This is a genomic window from Janthinobacterium pasteuri, from assembly GCF_051380775.1.
Taxonomy (GTDB): domain Bacteria; phylum Pseudomonadota; class Gammaproteobacteria; order Burkholderiales; family Burkholderiaceae_D; genus Janthinobacterium.
Genome location: NZ_JBNYXS010000002.1, coordinates 216,969 through 237,702, shown reverse-complemented (window position 1 = coordinate 237,702; position 20,734 = coordinate 216,969). Strand labels below are relative to the sequence as shown.

The 20,734-nt window shown below is 61.9% G+C and carries 16 protein-coding genes and 1 riboswitch; of the genes, 5 read left to right on the top strand and 11 right to left on the bottom strand.

The annotated features are described in order from the left end of the window. Positions 1-89 precede the first annotated feature (89 nt). Positions 90-1,949, bottom strand: coding sequence for a flagellar assembly protein A (locus tag ACQ4WN_RS03465; protein WP_436550274.1), 1,860 nt, complete (start codon positions 1,947-1,949; stop codon positions 90-92). A 161-nt stretch (positions 1,950-2,110) separates the two neighbouring features. Further along, entirely contained in the window at positions 2,111-2,500 is a 390-nt protein-coding gene (locus ACQ4WN_RS03460; protein WP_436550273.1) for a hypothetical protein, read from the bottom strand. A gap of 264 nt (positions 2,501-2,764) precedes the next feature. Between ACQ4WN_RS03460 and ompR the strand changes: the two genes are divergently transcribed. Both ompR and ACQ4WN_RS03450 read left to right on the top strand, forming a co-directional pair. Beyond that, entirely contained in the window at positions 2,765-3,466 is a 702-nt protein-coding gene (ompR, locus tag ACQ4WN_RS03455; RefSeq protein WP_223278807.1) for an osmolarity response regulator transcription factor OmpR, read from the top strand. A 13-nt stretch (positions 3,467-3,479) separates the two neighbouring features. Beyond that, positions 3,480-4,838, top strand: coding sequence for a sensor histidine kinase family protein (locus ACQ4WN_RS03450; protein ID WP_436550272.1), 1,359 nt, complete (start codon positions 3,480-3,482; stop codon positions 4,836-4,838). A gap of 37 nt (positions 4,839-4,875) precedes the next feature. On the opposite strand, the gene ACQ4WN_RS03445 is transcribed toward ACQ4WN_RS03450, so the two are convergent. Both ACQ4WN_RS03445 and ACQ4WN_RS03440 read right to left on the bottom strand, forming a co-directional pair. Next, positions 4,876-5,355, bottom strand: coding sequence for an Imm26 family immunity protein (locus tag ACQ4WN_RS03445; RefSeq protein WP_436550271.1), 480 nt, complete (start codon positions 5,353-5,355; stop codon positions 4,876-4,878). Positions 5,356-5,448: 93 nt separating this feature from the next. Next, the gene (locus ACQ4WN_RS03440) at positions 5,449-5,754 is read right to left on the bottom strand and encodes a ferritin family protein (protein ID WP_034750230.1); all 306 of its coding nucleotides are present in this window, start codon (positions 5,752-5,754) and stop codon (positions 5,449-5,451) included. A gap of 142 nt (positions 5,755-5,896) precedes the next feature. Between ACQ4WN_RS03440 and ACQ4WN_RS03435 the strand changes: the two genes are divergently transcribed. Then, positions 5,897-7,054, top strand: a complete 1,158-nt coding sequence (locus ACQ4WN_RS03435) for an iron-containing alcohol dehydrogenase (protein ID WP_436550270.1) — start codon at positions 5,897-5,899, stop codon at positions 7,052-7,054. Positions 7,055-7,133: 79 nt separating this feature from the next. Then, positions 7,134-7,231, top strand: a riboswitch (TPP riboswitch). An 87-nt stretch (positions 7,232-7,318) separates the two neighbouring features. Further along, the gene (locus ACQ4WN_RS03430) at positions 7,319-9,463 is read left to right on the top strand and encodes a TonB-dependent siderophore receptor (protein WP_436550269.1); all 2,145 of its coding nucleotides are present in this window, start codon (positions 7,319-7,321) and stop codon (positions 9,461-9,463) included. On the opposite strand, the gene ACQ4WN_RS03425 is transcribed toward ACQ4WN_RS03430, so the two are convergent. From ACQ4WN_RS03425 to ACQ4WN_RS03415, 3 genes are all read right to left on the bottom strand, one after another. After that, positions 9,460-10,008 carry an AAA family ATPase gene (locus ACQ4WN_RS03425; RefSeq protein WP_436550399.1) on the bottom strand — a complete coding sequence of 183 codons (549 nt, stop codon included), beginning with the start codon at positions 10,006-10,008 and terminating at the stop codon, positions 9,460-9,462. The genes ACQ4WN_RS03430 and ACQ4WN_RS03425 overlap by 4 nt on opposite strands. Continuing rightward, positions 10,008-10,619: a nicotinamide riboside transporter PnuC gene (pnuC, locus tag ACQ4WN_RS03420; protein ID WP_436550268.1), complete on the bottom strand. Its 612-nt coding sequence runs from the start codon at positions 10,617-10,619 to the stop codon at positions 10,008-10,010. Before pnuC ends, ACQ4WN_RS03425 begins: the two co-directional genes overlap by 1 nt. Positions 10,620-10,705: 86 nt before the next feature. Beyond that, positions 10,706-11,230 carry a DUF2867 domain-containing protein gene (locus tag ACQ4WN_RS03415; RefSeq protein WP_436550267.1) on the bottom strand — a complete coding sequence of 175 codons (525 nt, stop codon included), beginning with the start codon at positions 11,228-11,230 and terminating at the stop codon, positions 10,706-10,708. A 67-nt stretch (positions 11,231-11,297) separates the two neighbouring features. On the opposite strand from ACQ4WN_RS03415, the gene ACQ4WN_RS03410 reads away from it, so the two are divergent. Continuing rightward, positions 11,298-11,918 carry a TetR/AcrR family transcriptional regulator gene (locus ACQ4WN_RS03410; RefSeq protein WP_436550266.1) on the top strand — a complete coding sequence of 207 codons (621 nt, stop codon included), beginning with the start codon at positions 11,298-11,300 and terminating at the stop codon, positions 11,916-11,918. A gap of 44 nt (positions 11,919-11,962) precedes the next feature. Here ACQ4WN_RS03410 and ACQ4WN_RS03405 read toward each other — a convergent pair whose 3' ends face one another. The 4 genes from ACQ4WN_RS03405 to ACQ4WN_RS03390 form a co-directional block, all read right to left on the bottom strand. After that, the gene (locus ACQ4WN_RS03405) at positions 11,963-13,555 is read right to left on the bottom strand and encodes a tetratricopeptide repeat protein (RefSeq protein ID WP_436550265.1); all 1,593 of its coding nucleotides are present in this window, start codon (positions 13,553-13,555) and stop codon (positions 11,963-11,965) included. A gap of 2 nt (positions 13,556-13,557) precedes the next feature. Next, positions 13,558-15,615, bottom strand: coding sequence for a phospholipase D-like domain-containing protein (locus tag ACQ4WN_RS03400; RefSeq protein ID WP_436550264.1), 2,058 nt, complete (start codon positions 15,613-15,615; stop codon positions 13,558-13,560). Between the two features lie 92 nt (positions 15,616-15,707). Then, the gene (locus ACQ4WN_RS03395; protein ID WP_436550263.1) at positions 15,708-18,416 is read right to left on the bottom strand and encodes a type VI secretion system Vgr family protein; all 2,709 of its coding nucleotides are present in this window, start codon (positions 18,414-18,416) and stop codon (positions 15,708-15,710) included. Between the two features lie 145 nt (positions 18,417-18,561). Beyond that, positions 18,562-20,718, bottom strand: coding sequence for a S46 family peptidase (locus ACQ4WN_RS03390; RefSeq protein ID WP_436550262.1), 2,157 nt, complete (start codon positions 20,716-20,718; stop codon positions 18,562-18,564). Positions 20,719-20,734 lie beyond the last annotated feature (16 nt).

The window sequence follows — 20,734 nt, the reverse complement described above, 5'->3', positions numbered from 1 at the left end:
TTTGCGGCCTGCGATGCTCACTGTGCATTCGCACAGCTGCGCTTCTCTGCCACAACTCGTTGCCGCTCGCGACGGTTTTGTCTGGCATTTTACGGTGGCGGCTGGTAGACCCAGTCCAGGCTGCCGCTGCTGTCCGCAAACACGGGTTGTGTAGCCGGCGTGGCGCTGCGCAACAGCGCCTTGATCTCTTTCGGCGGCCGGTCGTAGACCTTGGCCGGCCCGGGCGGCACGACCATGGCGCGCACGGCCGTTTCACCGTCCACCAGTCCCAGGGTGCAGCGCGACTGGCCCGCCGTCGCTTGTCGCTGCTGGCGCAGCTGCTCCACCAGCGCCAGCATTTGCGCGTGCAGGATTTCCGACTGTTTTACTTCCACGCGCAGGCGCGCCACTTCTTTCAAGACGGGGGCGATGCGCGCCGCCAGCTTGTCGTACTGCGTTTGCTGCGCCGGCTGCAGCTGCAGCTCGCCGCGCCGCAGCTGGCCCGCCAGGGTCAGGTAGTTGCGCACCTCGGGCAATTGCGCAATCGCATCGATTTCCTGCTGGCGCTTATGCTGCATCTGCTGGTACTGCGCGGCCTTGGCCAGGCTTTCCGCAATTCTCTGCTCCAGCGCGCTCAAATCGGGCACCAGCGGGAACAGCAGCATCTCCACCTGCCTGCGCGGGCCGGCGCTGCCGATGCGGATGATGCGTGCCGCCACGGCGCAGCCTTCGGCCAGCTCGATGACGGCCTCGTCGGCGATGATCTCGCAATTGCTGGCATGGTCGATCACCACGCGCGTACCGGCGATGACGCAGCTTTCAGCGCGCTTCACGTGCACTTCGCCACTCAGCGCCTGCAGCACGGAACCGGAAGCCACACCCTCGACGCGCACGTCGCCATGCTCGTTGAAGGCCGTGCCGCCCACCAGGTTACGCTGCAACCATATTAATCCGCCATGCGAGTGCAGATGACCATACACGTCACCATGGATGGTGATGTCGCTGCCGTCGAGCTGGCGCTGCTCCTGCACTTCGCCATATTCTTCATACGCGGCGCGCAACTTCAAATTGCCCGTGGTGCGGCTGCTGACGCCTTCGCGGCTGACGATCTTGTTTTCGATGGACAACTTGCCGTGTTCATCGATATTCACATAGCCATCCTGAGTCGCCACGACGTAATCGCCATCGCTGAAGCGCTCGACCGCCGTGCCCACACCTGCCATCGCCGTCGGGTCCAGCTCCAGCGGCGCGGGCGGCGGCAGCAGCGTGCCAGCCAGGTCGTAGCCGGGCAAGCCGGGCGCACCGGGCAGCAGCCGCAGCAGGCGCGCGTGTTTTTTCACTTGCGGAAAACGGTTCTTGAAACTGAGCAAATCCAGGCGGCCATCGGAGCGTTCGCGCGGCGCGTCGTCGCGGTGGATGCCTTGCGACACTTCAACCAGCTGGGCGTCGCGCCCTGGCTGCGGCGGCAGCGCGCGCGCCACCGTAATGCGCTCAGCTTTGCCGCTGCCGAGAATGGCGCGAACGGCCGCGCCATCGATGCCATAGTGCACGCCCTTGCACCACAGGTCGGCTACCAGCTCGTCAAACTCGCGGCGGGCCGGCACCTGGCCATCCGCGTCAGGCGACAAGGCTTCAAAGTAAAACTCGGCGCTGTCGCCACGGATCTTGACTTGCTTGTACAGCGCGCGGCGCTGGGGCGGGAATGGCGCCACGCGGGCGGCGATGCGCAGCAAGGCGTCTCCCTTGGGCGCGGCGCGGGGCGCGGGGGCATGGAATAGGGTCAGCAGGAACAATGCGTAGTCGAGACCCGCCAGCAGCTGCCCCGACTGGAACAGCTGGTCGACGGCGGCGCGCAACTGCGCGGGCGACAAGGACAGATCCAGGCACACGCCCTCGTCGCGCCGGACCAGGCCATGCGGCAAACCGCCCGCTTGGGCAGCATCAGGAACGGGTGTGTCATCGTCGCTCACCACTTGCCTCCCCCAGCAACACATTCAGAGATTTGCCTCAATGCACTACAACAATATCACGGGGCGTGGCAGTGTGCCTGACTCGGCAAAAATGTGCTTGCCAGATGCAGACAGGGCCATGTCTTGCGAGATGGCCCTGTCTGGTAGCGTGTGCGCGATGCCTAGCGGCGCGGCGGGTTGGAATAAATATCCTGGCCCACTTCGTTGATCTGGCGGCGCAGGTCGCGGCGCTCGTCGGGCGTCATGCGGCCCGTGCGGCGCGAGGCGTCGGCGCCCTCGTTGGCGCGGCGCTGCTCTTCGGCGCGCGTGTCGAAACTGCGTGCGTCACGCTGTTCGCGCAGTCGCGTATCATTGCTATTGCTGCGCTGTCCCTGTTCATAGCGCTGGGCCTGCACTTGCTGCTGGTCATCACGGCGAGGCGGCGGCTGGTTTTGTGCCAGCACCAGGCTGGCGGCAAACACGGAGCAAACGGCAAATGCGGACAGCACAGTCGTACGTGCGGCAATAGCTGCGCTGGGAGCGGCGTGAATTTTTTTAGTAAAGATATTCATTGAGTTCCTCTTCCGCGATGCCGTATAAACTTAAAGCTGATTTCCACTGTGGCCCCAGTGTATGATGCTTTACACGGTGCAGTAAGAGTAATTGGGTAAAGTTTGTAACACTTTGTAATGGGTCGCCACAGCCCCTTGCCGACACCGCGCGAGGCGTTACTATAGCAACTAATATAAGATAACACGACACCTTAAATGACCACAACCTCCACTTCCGGCAGCAATACGACTACGCAATCGATCCACGGCCACCAGGCAAAAATCATGGTAGTCGATGACGATGTGCGCCTGCGCGACCTGCTGCGCCGCTACCTGACTGAACAGGGTTTCAATGTCTTCACGGCAGAGAGCGCGACGGCCATGAACAAGCTGTGGCTGCGCGAACGCTACGACTTGCTGGTGCTCGATTTGATGCTGCCCGGCGAAGACGGCCTGTCGATCTGCCGCCGCCTGCGCGGCGCGGGCGATCAGACACCGATCATCATGCTGACGGCCAAGGGCGAAGACGTGGACCGCATCGTGGGCCTGGAAATGGGCGCCGACGATTACCTGCCGAAACCGTTCAATCCGCGCGAACTGGTGGCCCGCATCGGCGCCGTGCTGCGCCGCAAGGGTCCCGATGAAATCCCGGGCGCGCCGTCGGAAACGCCGCAAACCTTCGAATTCGGCGACTTCGTGCTGGACCTGGGCACGCGCACGCTGAAAAAGAATGGCGAAACGGTGCCCCTGACAACAGGTGAGTTTTCTGTGCTGAAAGTGTTTGCCCGCCATGCGCGCCAGCCGCTGTCGCGCGAGAAACTGATGGAGCTGGCGCGCGGCCGCGAATACGAAGTGTTCGACCGCAGCCTGGATGTGCAAATCTCGCGCCTGCGCAAACTGATCGAACCCGATCCGTCGAGCCCGCTGTTCATCCAGACCGTGTGGGGCCTGGGCTACGTTTTCATCCCGGACGGACAGCCGCGCTGATCGCAGGCAAGGCATGATGAAGCTTGTTCCCGATATCAGCCTGGCGCGGCTGAAAAGCGGCCTGTTCTGGCGCACCTTTTTGCTGCTCGGCACCTTGACCACGGTCAGCATGATCACCTGGATCGGCATGATTTCCGTCATCCAGCGCGAGCCGCAGGCGCAGCAGATTTCCGCCCAGATCATTTCCGTCGTCACCATCACGCATGCGGCACTGACGCACTCGGCGCCCGAGCTGCGTCGCGAGCTGCTGTTCGACCTTGTCAGCAACGAAGGCATCCGCATCTTCTCGCTGGAGGAGGACGACCGCATCGAGCCGCCGCCCGACAATTACCTGATGCCCGAGATCGAGGCGCAGGTGAAAGCCAAGCTGGGCAAGGACACGCGCTTTTCCGCGCGCGTCAACGGCGTGGCCGGCTTCTGGGTCAGCTTCAAGATCGACGACGATGAATACTGGCTGATGCTGGACCGCGAGCGCCTGCGCGGCTTGACGGGCTTCCAGTGGCTGGGCTGGGCCAGCCTGGTGTCCCTGCTGTCCCTGCTGGGCGCAGCCATCATTTCCAGCCTGATCAATTTACCGCTGTCGCGTTTGACGGCGGCCGCGCGCGACATCGCCAAGGGCAAGCAGCCGGTACCGCTGCCGGAAAAAGGCCCGATCGAAATCATCGAAGCAAACCGCAGCTTCAACCAGATGGTCGATGATTTGAAGCAGGTGGAATCGGACCGCGCCGTGATTTTGGCCGGCATTTCGCACGATTTGCGCACGCCGCTGGCACGCATGCAGCTGGAAGTGGAAATGGCGAACCTGTCGGACGAGGCGCGCGAAGGCATCCAGTCCGATATCGGGCAAATGGACGCCATCATCGGCCAGTTCCTCGACTACGCCAAGCCGACGGAAACGTCGAGCTTTACCGATGTCGACCTGAGCGGCTTGCTCAGCGACATGGCGCGCGAAGCCATGCGCCTGCCGGACCTGAAGATCAATGCCGCCATCGCTGAAGGCGCGCATGCGATGGGCAATCCCACCGACTTGCGCCGGGTGCTGAACAACCTGATCGAGAATGCGCGCCGCTATGGCAAGACGCCGGGCAGCGACGTGACGGAAATCGATATCGCCTGCCAGGTGCGCACCAGCCACGGCGTGAAAAAGGTGATTATCGAGGTGCAGGACCACGGCACGGGCGTACCGGCGGAAAAGATCGAGCAACTGATGAAACCGTTCACCCGCCTCGACACGGCGCGCGGGCAAGCCAACGGTGCCGGCCTGGGCCTGGCCATCGTCGACCGCGTGCTGCTGCGCCATGGCACCGACTTACAAGTGCGCAACCGCGAAGGCGGCGGCCTGGCGTTTCAGATCAGCTTGCCAGCGGTATAAGCAAAGGGGAACGGCACGACTGTGCCGTTCCCTGCTTTCAGGCCGACGCCGGTTCCGGCGCCAGCAATTTATTCATCAACAATTCCGTCGCCCCGTAGCCGTACAGCGAATCGCTTTCCATGCCTGGCGTATCGAAGGGTATCGATTCCTCACGGTTCAGCTTGGCTGGGTCGGCGTCCGCATAGCTGGCGCGCCAGGCGCGCTGCAAGGATTCATTGCGGCGGATAAAGGCCGGCATGGGCCAGGCATCGCGTTCCCAGTGGCCGCTGTCGCCCAGCAGGGGCCAGCGCTCGTTGAGCAGGGCCATGTCGCCCGTGCGCAGGCGGCGCACGGCCTGTTCCGGCCGCAAGCCTTCCAGCTCTTCCAGCGCAGGCAGGCTGTCGCGCTTCGGCCCGAACATATATGCCAGCATGATGCGCCCGGCTGGCGCCCGGCGCGCCACCACGCCGACGGCATAGCCGCCGCCCGGCAGGGGCACGGCAAACCAGCTGCCTTCTCGGTATGGTAATGATCTCATCGTTGCAAACTCTCCCAAAATCGTGTTCGGGGCACAGTCTACGCGAAGCAAGGCGAAAGTGGCGCATGGTACGCCACAACAACAAACCAATAGTTACAATATTTTCTCGTCATAATGATATTGGGCAACAATCGGCCCCGCCTTGAACAGCGCTTCTTTCATGGCAGTGTCCAGGCGCGCGTCGCGGCGGCGCATCCATTCGAGCAGCATGGCCGCTTCCTTGCGGCTGGTATCTCCCGCATGCGCGAGCACGCGGCGCAGTTCCGGGTCCGTGCATGCCTCGAAACGCTGGCTATTCAAGTCCAGCGCCTGCAGCGCGGCGATGGTAGCGCCGATGGCGCGGTGCATGTCGAGCGCGGTGGCCGGCAAGCCGGATTCTTCCAGTGGGACGGTGGTCATGCGCATTCCTTTTCGCGTGGTGGTGACATCGGCTGCATTCTCCACCGCGCGGGCGAAAAGCTCAAGCGTCCACGACACGTTTCCACCCATTCGGCCATAATCATGACTCAGCAACAGCCTAAACCTCAGCGGCAGGAGCCCCATGTTCAATTTCGACTTTTACAATCCAACGCAAATCCTCTTTGGCCAGGGCCAGATCGCCGCCATCGCCAGCCTGATCCCGCCACAGGCACGGGTCCTGATGACCTACGGCGGCGGCAGCATCAAGCGGAACGGCGTCTACGATGAAGTCAGGGCGGCGCTGGCCGGCCACACAGTGCTCGAATTTGCCGGCATCGAACCCAATCCCAGCTATGAAACCCTGATGCAGGCCGTGGCCATGGTGAAAAGCGAGCGCATCGATTTCCTGCTGGCTGTCGGCGGCGGCTCTGTAGTCGATGGCACGAAGTTCATCGCCGCCGCCGCCTTGCACGAGGGCGAGGCCTGGGATATCCTGGCGAAAGGCGGCAAGATCGTCGAAGCCGCCCTGCCCTTCGGCACAGTGCTCACTTTGCCGGCCACGGGTTCCGAAATGAATGGCTCGGCCGTGATCACGCGCAAGGCCACGCAGGAAAAGCGCTCGTTCATGAGCCGCAAGGTGTATCCGAAGTTCTCCGTGCTGGACCCCTCGAAGACGTTTACCTTGCCGCTGCGCCAGGTGGGCAATGGCGTCGTCGATGCGTTTGCGCATGTCATGGAACAGTACCTGACCACCCCCGTGAACGCGTCCGTGCAGGACCGCTTTGCCGAAGGCATTTTGCTGACCCTGATCGAGGAAGGCCCGAAAGCCCTGTCGCACCCGGACGACTACGATGTGCGCGCCAACGTGATGTGGAGCGCCACCCTGGCCTTGAACGGCCTGATCGGCGTAGGCGTGCCGCAGGACTGGTCCACGCACGCCATCGGCCACGAATTGACGGCCCTGTATGAACTTGATCACGCGCAAACCCTGGCCATCATCCTGCCCAGCATGCTGCGCGTGCGCAAGCAGGCCAAGCGCGCCAAGCTGCTGCAATATGCGGCCCGCGTCTGGGGTCTCGATGGCGGCGACGAGGATGGCCGCATCGAGGCAGCCATCGCGCGCACGGAATTTTTCTTCCGCCACATGGGTGTCAAGACGCGCCTGGCCGACTACGGCCTGAACCACGCCAGCGTCGACGCCGTCGTGGCCGCCCTGGAAGCGCACGGCATGACGGCGCTAGGCGAACAGCGCGACATCACGCCCGCCGTCAGCCGCAAGGTGCTGGAATTGAGCCTGTAGCTCAGTTTGCACATTCAAGCCACACTGTTGTAAAACGGTCAGCCAGGTGGGACAGCTGGCCGTGCTTCATGCTAAGCTGTCATTTCGCTAGGGGTCCTGGAGCAGTCATCCGGGTGAGAGATACCCTTCGTACCTGATCTGGATAATGCCAGCGAAGGAAAGCGCAAAGTACCTCCCTCCTTTGATAGCTCCTGCGTTGGCGCCAGCCGAACAAGCAGCCTGCCGTGCTCTTTCTCAAGAGACGGCTTGAACCACGAGCAATCTATGTCCACACCGAATTTATCCGTTTCTGTTCTGACCCTGGCGATCCTGCACGCGTTTGCCGCACCAGCCCTGGCCGCAAATGACACCGCCGAAGTGCCGGCCGATACGCAAAGTATGACCGAAGTCGTCGTCACGGCCAGCAAGGCGCCGGCCGCCAAGCGCGCCTCCGTGGGCGGTTTTTCCGACGCGCCCCTGCTGCAAACACCCGCGTCCGTCACCGTCATTGCACAAAAAGACATGCAGGACTTGCAAATCCGTAATCTCAGCGATGCCGTCAAGCTCGATACCAGCATCAACGACGCCTACAACGCCGTCGGCTATGCGGAACAATTTTCCATCCGCGGCTTCAAGCTCGACAACAATTCCAGCTACCGCAAGGATGGCGTGGCGATTCCTGGCGACACGCAAATTCCACTGGAAAACAAGGAACGCATCGAAGTGCTGAAGGGCCTGGCCGGCTTGCAGGCAGGCGTGGCCGCGCCGGGCGGCGTGATCGACTTCATCGTCAAGCGCCCCACTAGCGCGCCATTGCGCACGGTCACCGTGGAAACGCGCGAACGGGGCACCCTGTACGGTGCCGTCGACCTGGGCGGCCGCCTGGAAGACACGCGCTTCGGCTACCGCGTCAACGTGGCAGCCGAGCGCCTGCGCTCCTACATCAAGGGCGCCGACGGCAACCGCAAGTTCATTTCCGGCGCCTTCGACTGGCAAATCTCGCCGCAAGCGCTGCTGCAAATCGATGCCGACTACCAGGACAAGGCGCAGGCGACGGCGCCCGGCTTCCAGCTGCTGAACAATAAAACCTTGCCAACCGGCATCAGCGCCGATGCCATGCTCAACCTGCAGCCATGGACGCGCCCCGTGGAAACCGTCACCAGCAATATCGGCTTGCGCTTCCAGTACGCATTCAGCGACGACTGGCACGCCACCTTGTCGGCCAACCAGCACTCGTTCAAGCGCGACGACTACACTGCCTTTCCGTATGGCTGCAGCGGGCAAGACCTGTACCCTGGCTTCTGCGGCAATGGCGACTTCGATGTGTATGACTACCGCAGCCTGGGTGAGACGAAAAAACCGCTGAGCGCGCAAGCCATGATCCAGGGCAAGTTCGCCACCGGCGCCCTGCGCCATGACTTCACGGCCGGCGTCTCGACCTTCCGCCGCAAGGACCGCGCCGGCCTGTACGTGTACGACTGGGTGGGCGTGAGCAACATCTATCAGCCGCAGATCGTCGGCACGTCGCCCGGCGTCACGGGCCCCGTGCGCCTGGTGCGCAAGGATACGGAAAACTCCGTCTTCGTGCAGGACATCGTCAGCCTGGCTCAAAACTGGAAGTTGCACGGTGGCTTGCGCCATATCGATGTCGACGGCTACCAGTATGTCTTGAAGGCCGACACGGAAATCCGCGCCAGGCATGACTTCCTGCTGCCCAACGTCTCGCTCGTCTACACCCCGCTCGACAATGTCTCCATGTATGCGGCCTATTCGCAGGGCATGGAACATGGCGGCACGGCCGACCGCAAGGCGATGAATGCCAACGAAGAACTGACGCCGAGCCGCTCGAAGCAGATCGAATTGGGCGTGAAGATGGATGTGACGCCGGACTTCATGGTAGCGGCCAGCCTGTTCCAGATCCGCAAGGGCCTGGAATTCCAGAACGCCGCCGGCTACTTCGTGCGTGAAGGCCAGGCGCAGCACCGTGGCCTGGAATTATCCGCCCAAGGCAAGGCGACCCGCGACCTGAACCTGGGCGTCTCGCTGACGGCCCTGAACAGCCAGCAATCGAACACGGGCGAAGCGTCGCTCGACGGCAAGCGCGTGCCCAACGTGCCCGCCTTCAAGGCGGCCGTGCATGCAGATTACGCAGTGCAACAGGTGGCGGGCTTGAGCGTCAATGGCAGCTGGGAATATGCGGGCAAGAAAGCGTTTGAGTACAACAACACCACTTTCGTGCCGTCGTACCACGTCTTCAACCTGGGCGCCGCCTACACCACGCGCATCGCCGGCAAGACAGCCGTACTGCGCGCCGCCGTCAACAACGTGGCTGACAAGTTCTACTGGCGCGACGTGACGCCGGAATCGGATGGTTATCTGTATCCGGGCGCCAGCCGCACGTTCAAGCTCTCGGCGCAGTTCGACTTTTAGTTGAGGGAAATGGCAGGCGCTGCAGCGAGCGCCTGTTGCAACAGGGGCGCCGCCTGTTCCAGGCGCGCCTCCAGGCTGTCGTGCAATACGTGATAGACGATGCCACGCGCGTCGAGTGCGTCGAGCAGGTAGCGGTAGATCAGCTGGCGCACGGCTTCCGACTCGCGCTGCAAGCCGTCGGCCACCCAAGGGCTGTCGGGCGCCGTCACCAAGGTCACATCGTACTGCGTGGCATCGGCCAGCGCCGCCAGGGGCGCGTCCGCGCCATCAAAATAATGGCGGCTGTAGACCACCGTCATCAAGGGCGTCGTGTCGCAAAACAGGAAGCCACGCGCCTGCGGGGCGGCTGCCGCTTCGCGTTCGACTTGTGTCAACGCAATGCCATACTGGTCGGCCGCGACGGGCACCCTGCCCTGGGTTGTGACGAACTCGCGCAAGTATTCCGGTACCCAGACGGTGTCGTAGCGCTCGGCCAGGGCGGCCGCCAGGGTCGACTTGCCCGACGATTCCGCGCCCAGGATCGCCACGCGCACGCAAGGCTCCATCACTTGAGAACCATGGCGTCGGGCGCGGCCGGGGCCGACTTTCTCCACGCCAGCAAGCCGATGATGGCCATCACCACGAAGAAGCCATACAGCACGGCCGTCAGGGTCAGGCCCTTGTGCAGATACAGCCACACATACAGCACGTCGACGACGATCCAGGCGATCCAGTTTTCCAGCTTCTTGCGCGACAGCAGGAATTGCCCCACCAGGCTGCCTGCGGTGAGGAAACCGTCCGCATGGGGCACGTCCGTGTCCGTCGTCGTCAGCAGCCAGGCAATGAGCAGGAAGCCGACCAGCCAGCCCGCGGCGCAGGCCAGCCAGCCGCGTCCATTCAGACGCGTGACGGGCAGCGTCTTGCCGCCGCTGGCCGGATGCAGCCACTGGTACCAGCCCCAGAACGAGACGCTGATGAACAGCAATTGCAAGGCCATGTCGCCATACAGGCGCGACTCGAAAAACACGACACCGTAGGCGGCCGAGGAAATGATGGCGAACAGCCACGCCCAGTGATTCTGGCGGATATTGAGCGCAACGGTTGTCAGTGCCAGGACAAAGGAAATCAGTTCAAGCGGCGTGGTGGCAAAACCCAGCAGGAGAAGCGTATCGTTCATGGGAATCGTGATGAGGCTGGTGGTGCAGTATGCAATAGCGGCCATGAATAAGCAAGATTGCCCGCGCCGTCACGCCCCTTTCCCGCTCAGGCAAAGCCACCCTTGACGGCGCGCGCCAGCGAACGCTGCACGATCAGCTTATGGAAAGGCCGGATCAGCAGGATATAGGCGCGTCCCACCCAATTGTGGCAATGCACGACGCTGGCCACGGTCACGCTGCCGAACTGTTCCTGCCCCGCGTCGCGCTGGCGCAGCACCGAGATGCGGAAATCGAGGTGGCTGTCGTCCTCGCCCACGATGATTTCGTCGTCGCTGACGGCAAAGATGCGAAAGATGCCGATGCGCTTGCCTGGCCTGGCTTCCATCTGCTTTGCCGTCCGGATGCCGAAGCGCGCCACGATGGCGTCGCGCACAACCATCAGCTTGCGCGCCCAGCCCGGCTGGCTGCCCAGCAACTGGCGCGCCAGGCTTTCCATGTCCAGCTCGCGCGCACCTGCATTCGGCAGGTCGACGGCATACGCATCGGCCAGGTTACTGCCCGGATACAAGGGGGCGATGCTGGCGCCAGGCGGCAAGTCCACGGCGCGGACGGCGATGTGCATCTCTTGCATGTGCTCTCCATGTTTTCAGTGATAACATGGCCATCATACATGACAATGTGAACAGCGATAACATAGAATGACGACAACGAGCACCTATCATCATGGCAACTTGCGCGACACCCTGGTCGCCACCGCCATCGCGCAACTGGCGCAACAGCACGACGCGGCCCTGTCGCTGCGCGAACTGGCGCGCATGGTGGGCGTATCGATCGCCGCCGTCTACCGCCACTTCCCCAGCAAGGAAGCCTTGCTGGCCGACGTGGCGGCGGCCGGCTTCGCCAGTCTGATCGCCAAATGGGAGTCTGAACTGCCGCCGCCGGGCAGCCTGTCCGCGGAACAGCGTTTTCAGCTGCTGGGCCAGCAATACATCGAATTCGCCCTGGCCGCGCCCGCCCACTACCGGCTGATGTTCGAACACCAGGACGTGCGCCAGTTCCCCGCCCTGCAGGAAGCGGCGCAAGCGTGCTTCCAGTATGTGCTGCAGACGGCCGGCGCAGCCGTGCGCGAAGCGGGCCTGGACCCGCGCTGGGACAAGGCCGCCGCCAGCGCCGGCTGGTCGCTGGGGCACGGCTACGTGATGCTGCTGCTGAGCGGTCGCCTGGCCATGGCGGACAGCGGCGACGAGCTGTCGCCAGCGATGGTGCCGCGCTTTTTTCAGTTGCCGGTGGAGGCGCTGATGCCAGCACCGCTATCTTGAATCCTATCCATATTCGTTATGAGAAATATCGTGAACGTTAAGCGTTATCCAAGATCAGGAATGGACGCATCCATTAAATGCCACGTCACCTCTTCGTCAGGCAAATCGAGCAGCCAGTCGCGGCGCGGTTGCGGGAACGGCGCGCCCTGGGTCAGCCAGGCCTGGCGCCAGTACTGGTTGACGATGGCCTGCAGCGGATGGTCGGCTGCTACCCACGGTTGCCAGACGCCGCTGACCGGACAGGCTTGCCCGCAAGCGCAGCTCAACAATGGCTCGGGCCGCGCCACCTCGCGCAGCAAGCCGTGCGCCGCGCGCGGCTCCACTGCCCCATGGTTATGCCGTATCGTCAGGCACTGTTCCCACGTCACCGGGCCGTAACGGCTCTTGCCATCGGCATCGAGCACGCTGAAATGGCGGAACTCTTCGCCTTTGCGAAATAGCCGGGCCGGCTCCGTCAAGCCCTGCCCACCAGGGGGTTGCCAGTATGCGGAAAATGGCGCGGCCGGCGCGTCGCTGTGCAAGCCGGTGGGACGCAGCGCATAGTCGGCGGCCAGGAAATATGGTTCTTGTAACAGTGAGGCGGCGCTTGGCTGCGGGGTGGCTGGCGGCGGGCGCACACCCATGGCGGCGTCAAGCAAGCTTTTCCGTTGACCATCCCACGGCGGCAGATCGGCCGGTGGCAATGGCAGGATTTTATCGAGGTTGGGAAAGCGGCGATTGGGGTTGAAACCGAGGGCACGACTAAGCACGCCGTAACGTTCCGCTCGCGCCTTATCAATATACGGAACCAGCATATTTGCAAGATCAAACGGATCGCCGAATTCAATCGTGAGTTTGTTTGCGCATTTCTCGCAGCCCAGCCTTACTCCGGTATGTAATACTTGCAAAGCACGTTCTTTGGTTTCAGTTGTTCTTTCCCCATCAGACGTGCCGTCAGGCGTTCTTAATACAACATATAAATAAGATAAATCATATGCGGACGGGCCATATCCCTGCCCCAGCGCGCATTCCATCATCTTGATTGCCACAGGAATATTACCCCACATTTCGGCGCCAGGATAATCTTTTCCTGCGGTTAGTTTTTCTCCTAAAAAACCCAGCGCTTGGGGGTTGCCCATTTGCGCCGCCTTTTGCCAGAAGGCATAAGCGCGAGTGATGTCGCCGTTGACGCCCGTGCTGTTCGCATAATACGTTCCCATCCGGTCATACGCCGCCGGTATGCCCAGCCGCATCGCCTTTTCCACCAGTTGAACCGCCTCTTCCTCACCATGCAAGGGATCGCGTCCTTCCACATACAGGCTGGCCAGATTGAGCATCGCCTTCCAGTGCAATCGCTCTGCCGCTTGATGCGTCAGATCGACTATTTTTTTGTAATCGCGGTCTTCCACGAAAATTTCAGGATCTTCCATGGCGCGCGCTTCGAGGAACCAATCCTCGGCTTGCGCATCGATGGGCGGCACCTTGCTCGCCTCAATTTCGCAAATGAAATCAGGAACATGCGGATTGAAGAGCGGCAAACTTTGGTTACGTGGCAAGACTTTGTCGTTAGGCATTTTGCAGGCAATCAAAGGAACAAAGAGAAGAACTGCCAACGCAAGAAATGGCAGGCGAAAACAGACGGTATTTTTCTTACTCATGATCAACCCAAACGTATGGTGGAGCTGCGTTTGTCTTCCAGAGGCAGCAAGAAACCGGTCATTTTCTTTAAAATTGCATTTTCAGATTTATCGAATTTTTTCCTGCGATTTGCGCCCATCAACTCCACCCACTTCCGATAAGCATCCACAATCTCCCCCTTCGTCCCACCCCCGCCATCGACCAATCCGCCGCTATGCATACGCCACACCCGCTTGCGCAAATCGCTGGCCACGCGGCGGTCGATAGTGGCGATATTGATTTCGCTGTCGACGGCCATGCTGCGCTGGTTCAGGTTGGCGCTGCCCAGCGTCATGAACACGTCGTCGACCAGCATCAATTTGGAATGGATGTAGATTTCACGGTAACGCCAGCGGTCCTTGTCAAACGCGCTGACATTGAGCATGGCCACCGATACCTTCAGCCCGAATTCGCTTTCGAGCGTCATCACGCCGGGTTTGTTGATGCCGTTGGAATGCTGCACCACGTCGGGCAACTTGACTTCCGCCTCGGTGGAAATGCCGAATCCTGCCCTGACACGCCGGGTTTTGGATCGCTTGTTATAGTCGTCGATCATGGTGTTTTGCCCCGTCATGCCAGCGTGCTGCCCCAGTGTCGCCAGCGTATCGTGGGTGCGCGGCACCATCTGCGCGCGCTCCGGTACCGGAATGACGATGAATACGTGCATGACCGGCATATCTTCAAGACTCTTGCCTGCCTTGACACTGCCGGCCTTCCAAGCGGCGACCACCTTCTTGCGCTCGGCCAGCAAGTGCCGGGCCCATTCTTCATACTGGAAATACTGGTTTTCCACATACAGGTAGCCGGCCGCCAGGCTGGCCTGGGTCACCGCGCGAAAATAGGTTTCCTTGATGGTCTTGTCCTGCTCCTCGGGCTGCGTCAGGACGATCTGCACGGTGGAGTCGTCCGGCCCGGCCTCGCGCAACAGCTGGGCCGGCGGGTTTTTACATGACGAATACCAACTCACGCATTCCCCGGCGGCCTGATGCGTGAGGTCGTCGATAGCACGGTCCCATGCCTTCACGAAATTGTTATAGAGCGCGATGAGCGCCTTGCCACCGTCGATGCGGCAGGCATAATCCTGATACGGTTTCAGCGTGGCAAAGCCGCCGTCCGCGGCCATTCCCTGCAAACACTCGCGCCGCTCGTTGACACCGCCCTGTTCGCGGCGCGTATCGTCGAGCAGATGGGCGGTCGTGTCCCAATAATCGGTCACCGAGTTCAGGCCCATTACATAGCCGACGGCCTTGGATCCCTTTTCGTGGGAGAAATCGATCAGGATCGTCTTCTGGTGATGCGTGCCCAAGTAGCTCATGCCAGGCTTTTCAATTTCCCCCATCGTCAAGCCGTGCGGCTGGCTTGTTTCGGTCGCGATACTCTTGCCTATCGCATGGCTGTCGCCGTGCCGCAGGTGAATCGTCAGGCGCCCCAACAAGCCATGGAACGCGGCCGCATACCAGCTGTGGCAATATTCTTCACGCGCCAGCATAGGGATATCCTCGGGCCGGACGATATCGCCCCTGAAAGCACTGCATAAAACAAGTTTTTTCCTGACTGCCTCCTGCAACATCGCCAGGCTGGCTTTTGCACTGATGTCGTCGGCGCGCTGTCCACCGGTTTTCCATGGCGAGGTGCCGTGCGAATAGCCCGGCATGGTGCGCGCTATCGGCGAGCCGATCCGGTCATGCCAGATCAGCAGGCGCACCCTGAGGTGACGCCGCGTGGTGGCGTCGATCAGCAAGTCGCCAAACGTTTCGCCCCGCGGCCAGGTGGCGCTGTTGCCGCGCACCAGTTCCATGCCCGGGTCGAAGCCCCAGCAGCACAGATCGATGGAATCTTTAGCCCTGGCGATCTCGGCGGCGATGTCGGCGAACCCCTCCTGTCCGCAAATGAACAGCGTCAGCTTGTTGTTATGTGTAATCGGGTGGCTGGCCTTGCCTTTCAGGTTACGATTTTCCAGCAGCCACTGGAGCGAACTGGCCGCAGTGCGTCCGACTTCGTCGATGTGGGTGGTTTCGATGCGGCCGCTCGATTCGGGCATGGCGCTCTCCTGTCAGTGTCGTGAATCAATGAACCCCGCGGCCGTCTCTGGTGTCGTCGAACGCGCGCAAACCGCGGTTCGACAGCTTGTGTTCACCGTCCGGCGCCGCGTTCGGGTCGAAGCGCGCACTCGCCTGCAATGAAAACTCTTCGCCATTGCCAAGGACGACACGGTAGCGCGGCGTGCCGTCCTGATGCGCGATCAGGATGCGGCCGAATTCGTCGGTCAGACCTTGCTCGACTTCGGCTTCCCCGTTGTACAGCGTGTACGGTACATTGGCGTACTGGCCGCCATCCGCATGGGCCTGTATCGTATGCTGCAATTGCCCCGCTACCGGCGCGATGGGGGGGTTCCAGCTCCGGTTGCGGCCGGTTCTTGGGCGCCAGCGTTTCCAGGTTTCCATGGAACAGCGTCGGCGACGCGGTAAAAAACTGAACCTTGTCGCTGATTTCAAGCATGCAATCAGCGCCATGCAGGCGCACGCCTTTACGGCCGCGAATATTCACCCAGTCGGCCTGACTGATCAGCTCCAGCACCTTGTTGGCGACGATTTCGACCGCATCGGTTTGCGCCGCGATCTGCACCGGGCCAGCTGCGGCGATCAGTTTCATGCCAGCCTTGTGGACGAACAGGCGCAGCGCTGCGCCGATGCTGGCGAACAGGCCGCCGCCGGCCGCCAGCGACAGGTCGCACCCGGTTGTCAGCGCGGTGTGCTCGGCGCTGGCGATGTGCGTCGATTGCGCGCTCGTCGTTTCGATACCGGCCGGACTGGCCAGCACCAGATGCGGCTTCGATAATTCGGGAAAGGCGTTTTCGCCATTGCCGGCACCACCCTTGATCCCGGCATGCTGGGCTTTCAGCACATCGGCGGCGGCGCCCTGCTGGGCGGCGCTTTCTTGCGCGCCATAATGCTGCGCCAGGGCGGCAAGCGCCTTGTGCCGCTCAGCAGCCTCGGCCAACCGACGCAAGGTTTCATCCATGCTCTTGATATGCGAGGCGGCGCCAGGGCGCGCTTCGGTGGTCAGCAACATGCCGCGGCCGGCGCGCGCCACGCCCCAGGCGTCTGATGCCAGTTCCCAGCCCTCTCCACGCGCATCCTTGCGCCCGCTGGCGTCTTCGATGCGGCTGATACAGCCGAGCGACAATTGGCTGTGCTGATGATCGCTTTTCAGCTGCGCCTGGATGTGCTGGTGCGTATCGTCGAGCACCAACTGGTTGCCGCGCACGCCGTAGCCGCCGCCAGGCATCAGCTCGGCGCTGCGCCAGCCGCCCAGCATGCGTTGCCCCGGCAAATTCCACGGCGGCGCATGGTTGCCGTTGTACACCGCGCCGACAATGACGGGACGGTCGATATTGCCGTCGAGGAACTGGATCAGCACTTCCTGGCCGATGCGCGGCAACGTGATCTGGCCGAAGGCCTGGCCCGCCCATGGCGTCATGACCCTGATCCATGGCGAACTGCCCGCGTCGAACTTGCCCAGCCGGTCCCAGTGGAATTGCACCTTCACCCGGCCCAGCGCGTCGGTATGGATGGTTTCGCCTGCCGGCCCGGTGACAATTGCCGTCTGCACGCCGGGCAAGGCACAAGGCGTGCTGTTGAACTGCCGCCCTGGATACCAGCGGATGCTCTTGCGGATGCAGCTAAAACGGTTTTCATAATGCGACTTCGCGCCCGTCCCTGCCTGGTAATTGTTGCTGGCGATATGATCGACCGACAGGATCAGGTATTCGCGCGAGCCGATGTCAGCGCGCGCCGCTTCACCTCGGGCCGGCATGGCTTGCTTGCCACTGAAGTGTCCGCCCAGCGTGAAACTGCGCCCGGCCTGGGCGCAGCGGTGATTGCCGCCCGCTTCGAAGGTTTGCGCCTGACAGTTATGCTCCTCCAGGCGGCGTTGCGCCAGCGCTTCGCCGTCACCCATGTCGGCATAGCCATAGCCGGTGTTTTGATACAGTTCATGGGCAAACACGTCGCCCTGCTGGTGCAGCGCATAGCCACTGGCGCGACTGGCAAACGGATGCTTGTAGTTGAAGCTGGCCAGCGTGAGCGAGCCGGAAGCGATCTTCCGTATTGCCTGCCAATCGCGTATGCCGTCGCACTCCAGCGAGCCCGCGTCGCTGCGAAACACCATCTCGTCGGCGTCGCTGGCATCGCGGTTGCCTGGGTCGATGCTGTCGCTCAGCCAGGTATTGTCGCCCAAACAGAGGGTATGACCGTCGGCGCGATGCTCATACCAGTAATGGAGTCCCTGGTCTTCCCAGCGCCGGTGCAGATGGTTGTAATCGGTTTCATTATGCTGGTTGGCGCAGCTTAATATCGCCTGTTCCTCATGCAGCCGGTTTTGCCAGTCGCGCTGCACATAATGATCGAAGGTCGTTTCGCTGATGTCGATGACCGTGCGTTCGTGGAACGAGACGTTGTCCATGCGCAGCCTGGAAAACGCCAGCCAGGGTTGCAGCACCATCTGGTAGAACGCGAAACCGCCATCGCTGCGCAACAAGCGAAATTGGCCGACATAACCATTAAAATAGCGCAAACTGCCGTCATCGCGCACCATCGAAATCGTGACCATGCGTCCCATCATCGCTGTCAGGGGAACGTGGAGATTGTCGGACAGCAGTTCGACGTCAAAGCGGAAGTCGCGTGACATTTCCTCGTGTGCCCGCAAACTGTTGACCAGCAGCGCGGTATTGGGCGGACCATCGTCGCGCGGAAAATCCATGCGCAGCAAGCGGCTATTCTGGATGCGCCAGCTCGCTTCGAAAAGGCGCGCCAGATCGGCTGCCAGCTCGCCATCATCCATATCGCCTCCTTCGGATAGTTCCACTAGCCCATGCTAACCATGGTGAACGCTGGCATATTGATGGAACGCAAACTAGTTGCCCATACGTAAAAAAGCCGCATCAGCCCTGCGGCGGATGCGGCTTTGCGCTAGCGCAAATTAACGCTTACTTCTTGGCAGCCTTCACCGCCTTCGGATACTTGATGGTCATTTCCTGCAGCAAGTTATCCGCATGGTCCACTTCCTTCATCACCCACAGCATGTAGCGGATGTCGAGGTGGATGGCGCGCGTGATGGCCGTGTCGAAATACCAGTCCTTGGTGATCGATTCATATGTCGAATCGAAGTTCAGGCCGATCAATTCGCCACGCTTGTTCATCACGGCCGAGCCGGAATTGCCGCCCGTGGTGTCCGCGCTGGTGAGGAAGTTGACGGGCACCGTGCCCAGCACCGGGTCGCGGAACTGGCCGTAGCGTTTTTCCTTGACGGCGTCAATCAAGCCTTGCGGCGCTTCGAACGGGGCCTTGCCCGTGACTTTCTCGACGATGCCTTCCACCGTCGTGAACGGGCCCTTGGTCAGCCCATCGCGCGGCGAGTACGGCGAGACGGTGCCGTAGGTAACGCGCAGGGTCGAGTTGGCGTCAGGATACACCGGCTTGCCTTGCGATTTTTTCCAGGCGATCACGGCTTGCATGTATTGCGGAATCACGCGTTCCAGGTTGCCGTCGATTTCCTTGCGGCGCTCTTCCAGCGCTGCCTCGACCACGTGCAGCTTGATAGCCAGCTGCATGAAGGCGTCGTCGGACTGAGCAACAGCAGCCTGGTCCTTTTCCAGCCAGGCCAGACGCTTGGCCGTGTCAGCCAGTTGCGTCTGCTGGTACAGGGCCGCTACGGCGCCTGGCGCCGGCAGCAGCGCGTCCAGGCCTTGTGGATGGCTCTTCGCCGCCAGCTGCGCATAACGCTTCAGGCCAGCTTCAAAACGCGCCTGGTCGACCTTGTTGACATACGACTGCTCCAGACGGGCCAGACGGGCCTTGATGAAGGCCAGGTCGCGCTGCTGGAAGCCCGATTCGCGCTCGGCGTCCGCTTTCTGGCGCTCCAGCGACAAACGGTAGATGGTGCGCGCGCTTTTCAGCAAGTCGCTGTTGGTGGCCACCGACCAGGCGAACTCTTCTTCGCTCAAGGCCATGTCGCTGGCGATCGCCGCGTCCAGTTCGGCCAGCAGGGTGGCCGGGACGTTCGGCTGCTTCGCGTACCAGGCGCGGAACTCGGCATCTTGCACGTCCTTGATGGCGGCGATGTCCTTGCGGGCAAAACCGTCGAGCAAGCCCTGGGTTTTCTTCAGCACGTTGTTGATGCTTTTCACCACGCTGGCATAGCGTACGGCAGCGGCCGCGTCGCCATTCGTGGCATCGGCCATCACGGCCAAGTCCGCTTGCAGTTCGGATACTTTCAGGGGGAAGGCCGTATCGCGCGCGAAGCGGATTTCCGCCGGCAGCTTGTAGCGGCTGGTGCGGCCGGGATAGCCCGCCAGCAAGATGCCGTCGCCGGCTTTCAAGCCTTCGGCCGAGACCACCAGGAAGTCCTTCGATTTGTACGGCACGTTGTCGGGCGACGGGTCGGCCGGACGGCCATCCTTGCCCACGTAGGCGCGCAGGAACGAGTAATCGCCCGTGTGGCGCGGCCATTCGTAGTTGTCGATGTCGCCGCCAAAGTTGCCGATCTTGTCCGATGGCGCGTACACCAGGCGCACGTCGCGTATCATCATCTGGCGGATGCGGTAGTACTCGAGGCCGCGGTGGAAGGCGGGCACGGAGCAGCGGTACATCTTGTCCGTTTCGCATTCGGCGATCAGGTCCTTGATGCGCTTTTCCACCGCTTCGTGGCGCGCGCGGCCGCTCATGTCGGCCGTCAAACCTTTCAGCACGCGCTCGCTGACGTTCTCCACCTTGTCCGTCACATACACCAGGCTGTTCGGACCGCCCGGCAGCTCGCTAGCGCGCGTCTTGGCCAGGAAGCCGTCGGTGATGTAATTGTGTTCCGGCGTGGAATTGCGCTGCACGGCGCCATACGCGCAATGGTGGTTCGTCACCACCAGGCCAGCGTCGGAAACGAAAGCGGCCGAGCAGCCGCCCAGCGACACGATGGCGCTCATCGGGTGCTTGCTCAGGTCGGCCAGTTTTTCTGCAGGAATGTCGATGCCGACCCGTTTGAGTTCGGCTTTCAGCTGTGGCAGCTGGTGTGGTTGCCACTGCCCTTCGTCGGCGTGTGCGCCGGCGAACGCGCCCAGTAAGGCGACTGGTAAAACGATTGTTTTGAACAAGATATGCCCCTCCATA

Bases quoted from the DNA above. Each gene is read 5' to 3' on its own strand.
- ompR (WP_223278807.1), top strand. From the start codon at position 2,765: ATGGTAGTCGATGACGATGTGCGCCTGCGCGACCTGCTGCGCCGCTAC.
- ACQ4WN_RS03415 (WP_436550267.1), bottom strand. From the start codon at position 11,230: ATGCAAGAGATGCACATCGCCGTCCGCGCCGTGGACTTGCCGCCTGGC.
- ACQ4WN_RS03405 (WP_436550265.1), bottom strand. From the start codon at position 13,555: ATGAGTAAGAAAAATACCGTCTGTTTTCGCCTGCCATTTCTTGCGTTG.
- ACQ4WN_RS03445 (WP_436550271.1), bottom strand. From the start codon at position 5,355: ATGAGATCATTACCATACCGAGAAGGCAGCTGGTTTGCCGTGCCCCTG.
- ACQ4WN_RS03460 (WP_436550273.1), bottom strand. From the start codon at position 2,500: ATGAATATCTTTACTAAAAAAATTCACGCCGCTCCCAGCGCAGCTATT.
- ACQ4WN_RS03410 (WP_436550266.1), top strand. From the start codon at position 11,298: ATGACGACAACGAGCACCTATCATCATGGCAACTTGCGCGACACCCTG.
- ACQ4WN_RS03400 (WP_436550264.1), bottom strand. From the start codon at position 15,615: ATGCCCGAATCGAGCGGCCGCATCGAAACCACCCACATCGACGAAGTC.
- ACQ4WN_RS03440 (WP_034750230.1), bottom strand. From the start codon at position 5,754: ATGACCACCGTCCCACTGGAAGAATCCGGCTTGCCGGCCACCGCGCTC.
- pnuC (WP_436550268.1), bottom strand. From the start codon at position 10,619: ATGAACGATACGCTTCTCCTGCTGGGTTTTGCCACCACGCCGCTTGAA.
- ACQ4WN_RS03450 (WP_436550272.1), top strand. From the start codon at position 3,480: ATGATGAAGCTTGTTCCCGATATCAGCCTGGCGCGGCTGAAAAGCGGC.
- ACQ4WN_RS03425 (WP_436550399.1), bottom strand. From the start codon at position 10,008: ATGGAGCCTTGCGTGCGCGTGGCGATCCTGGGCGCGGAATCGTCGGGC.
- ACQ4WN_RS03435 (WP_436550270.1), top strand. From the start codon at position 5,897: ATGTTCAATTTCGACTTTTACAATCCAACGCAAATCCTCTTTGGCCAG.
- ACQ4WN_RS03430 (WP_436550269.1), top strand. From the start codon at position 7,319: ATGTCCACACCGAATTTATCCGTTTCTGTTCTGACCCTGGCGATCCTG.
- ACQ4WN_RS03395 (WP_436550263.1), bottom strand. From the start codon at position 18,416: ATGGATGATGGCGAGCTGGCAGCCGATCTGGCGCGCCTTTTCGAAGCG.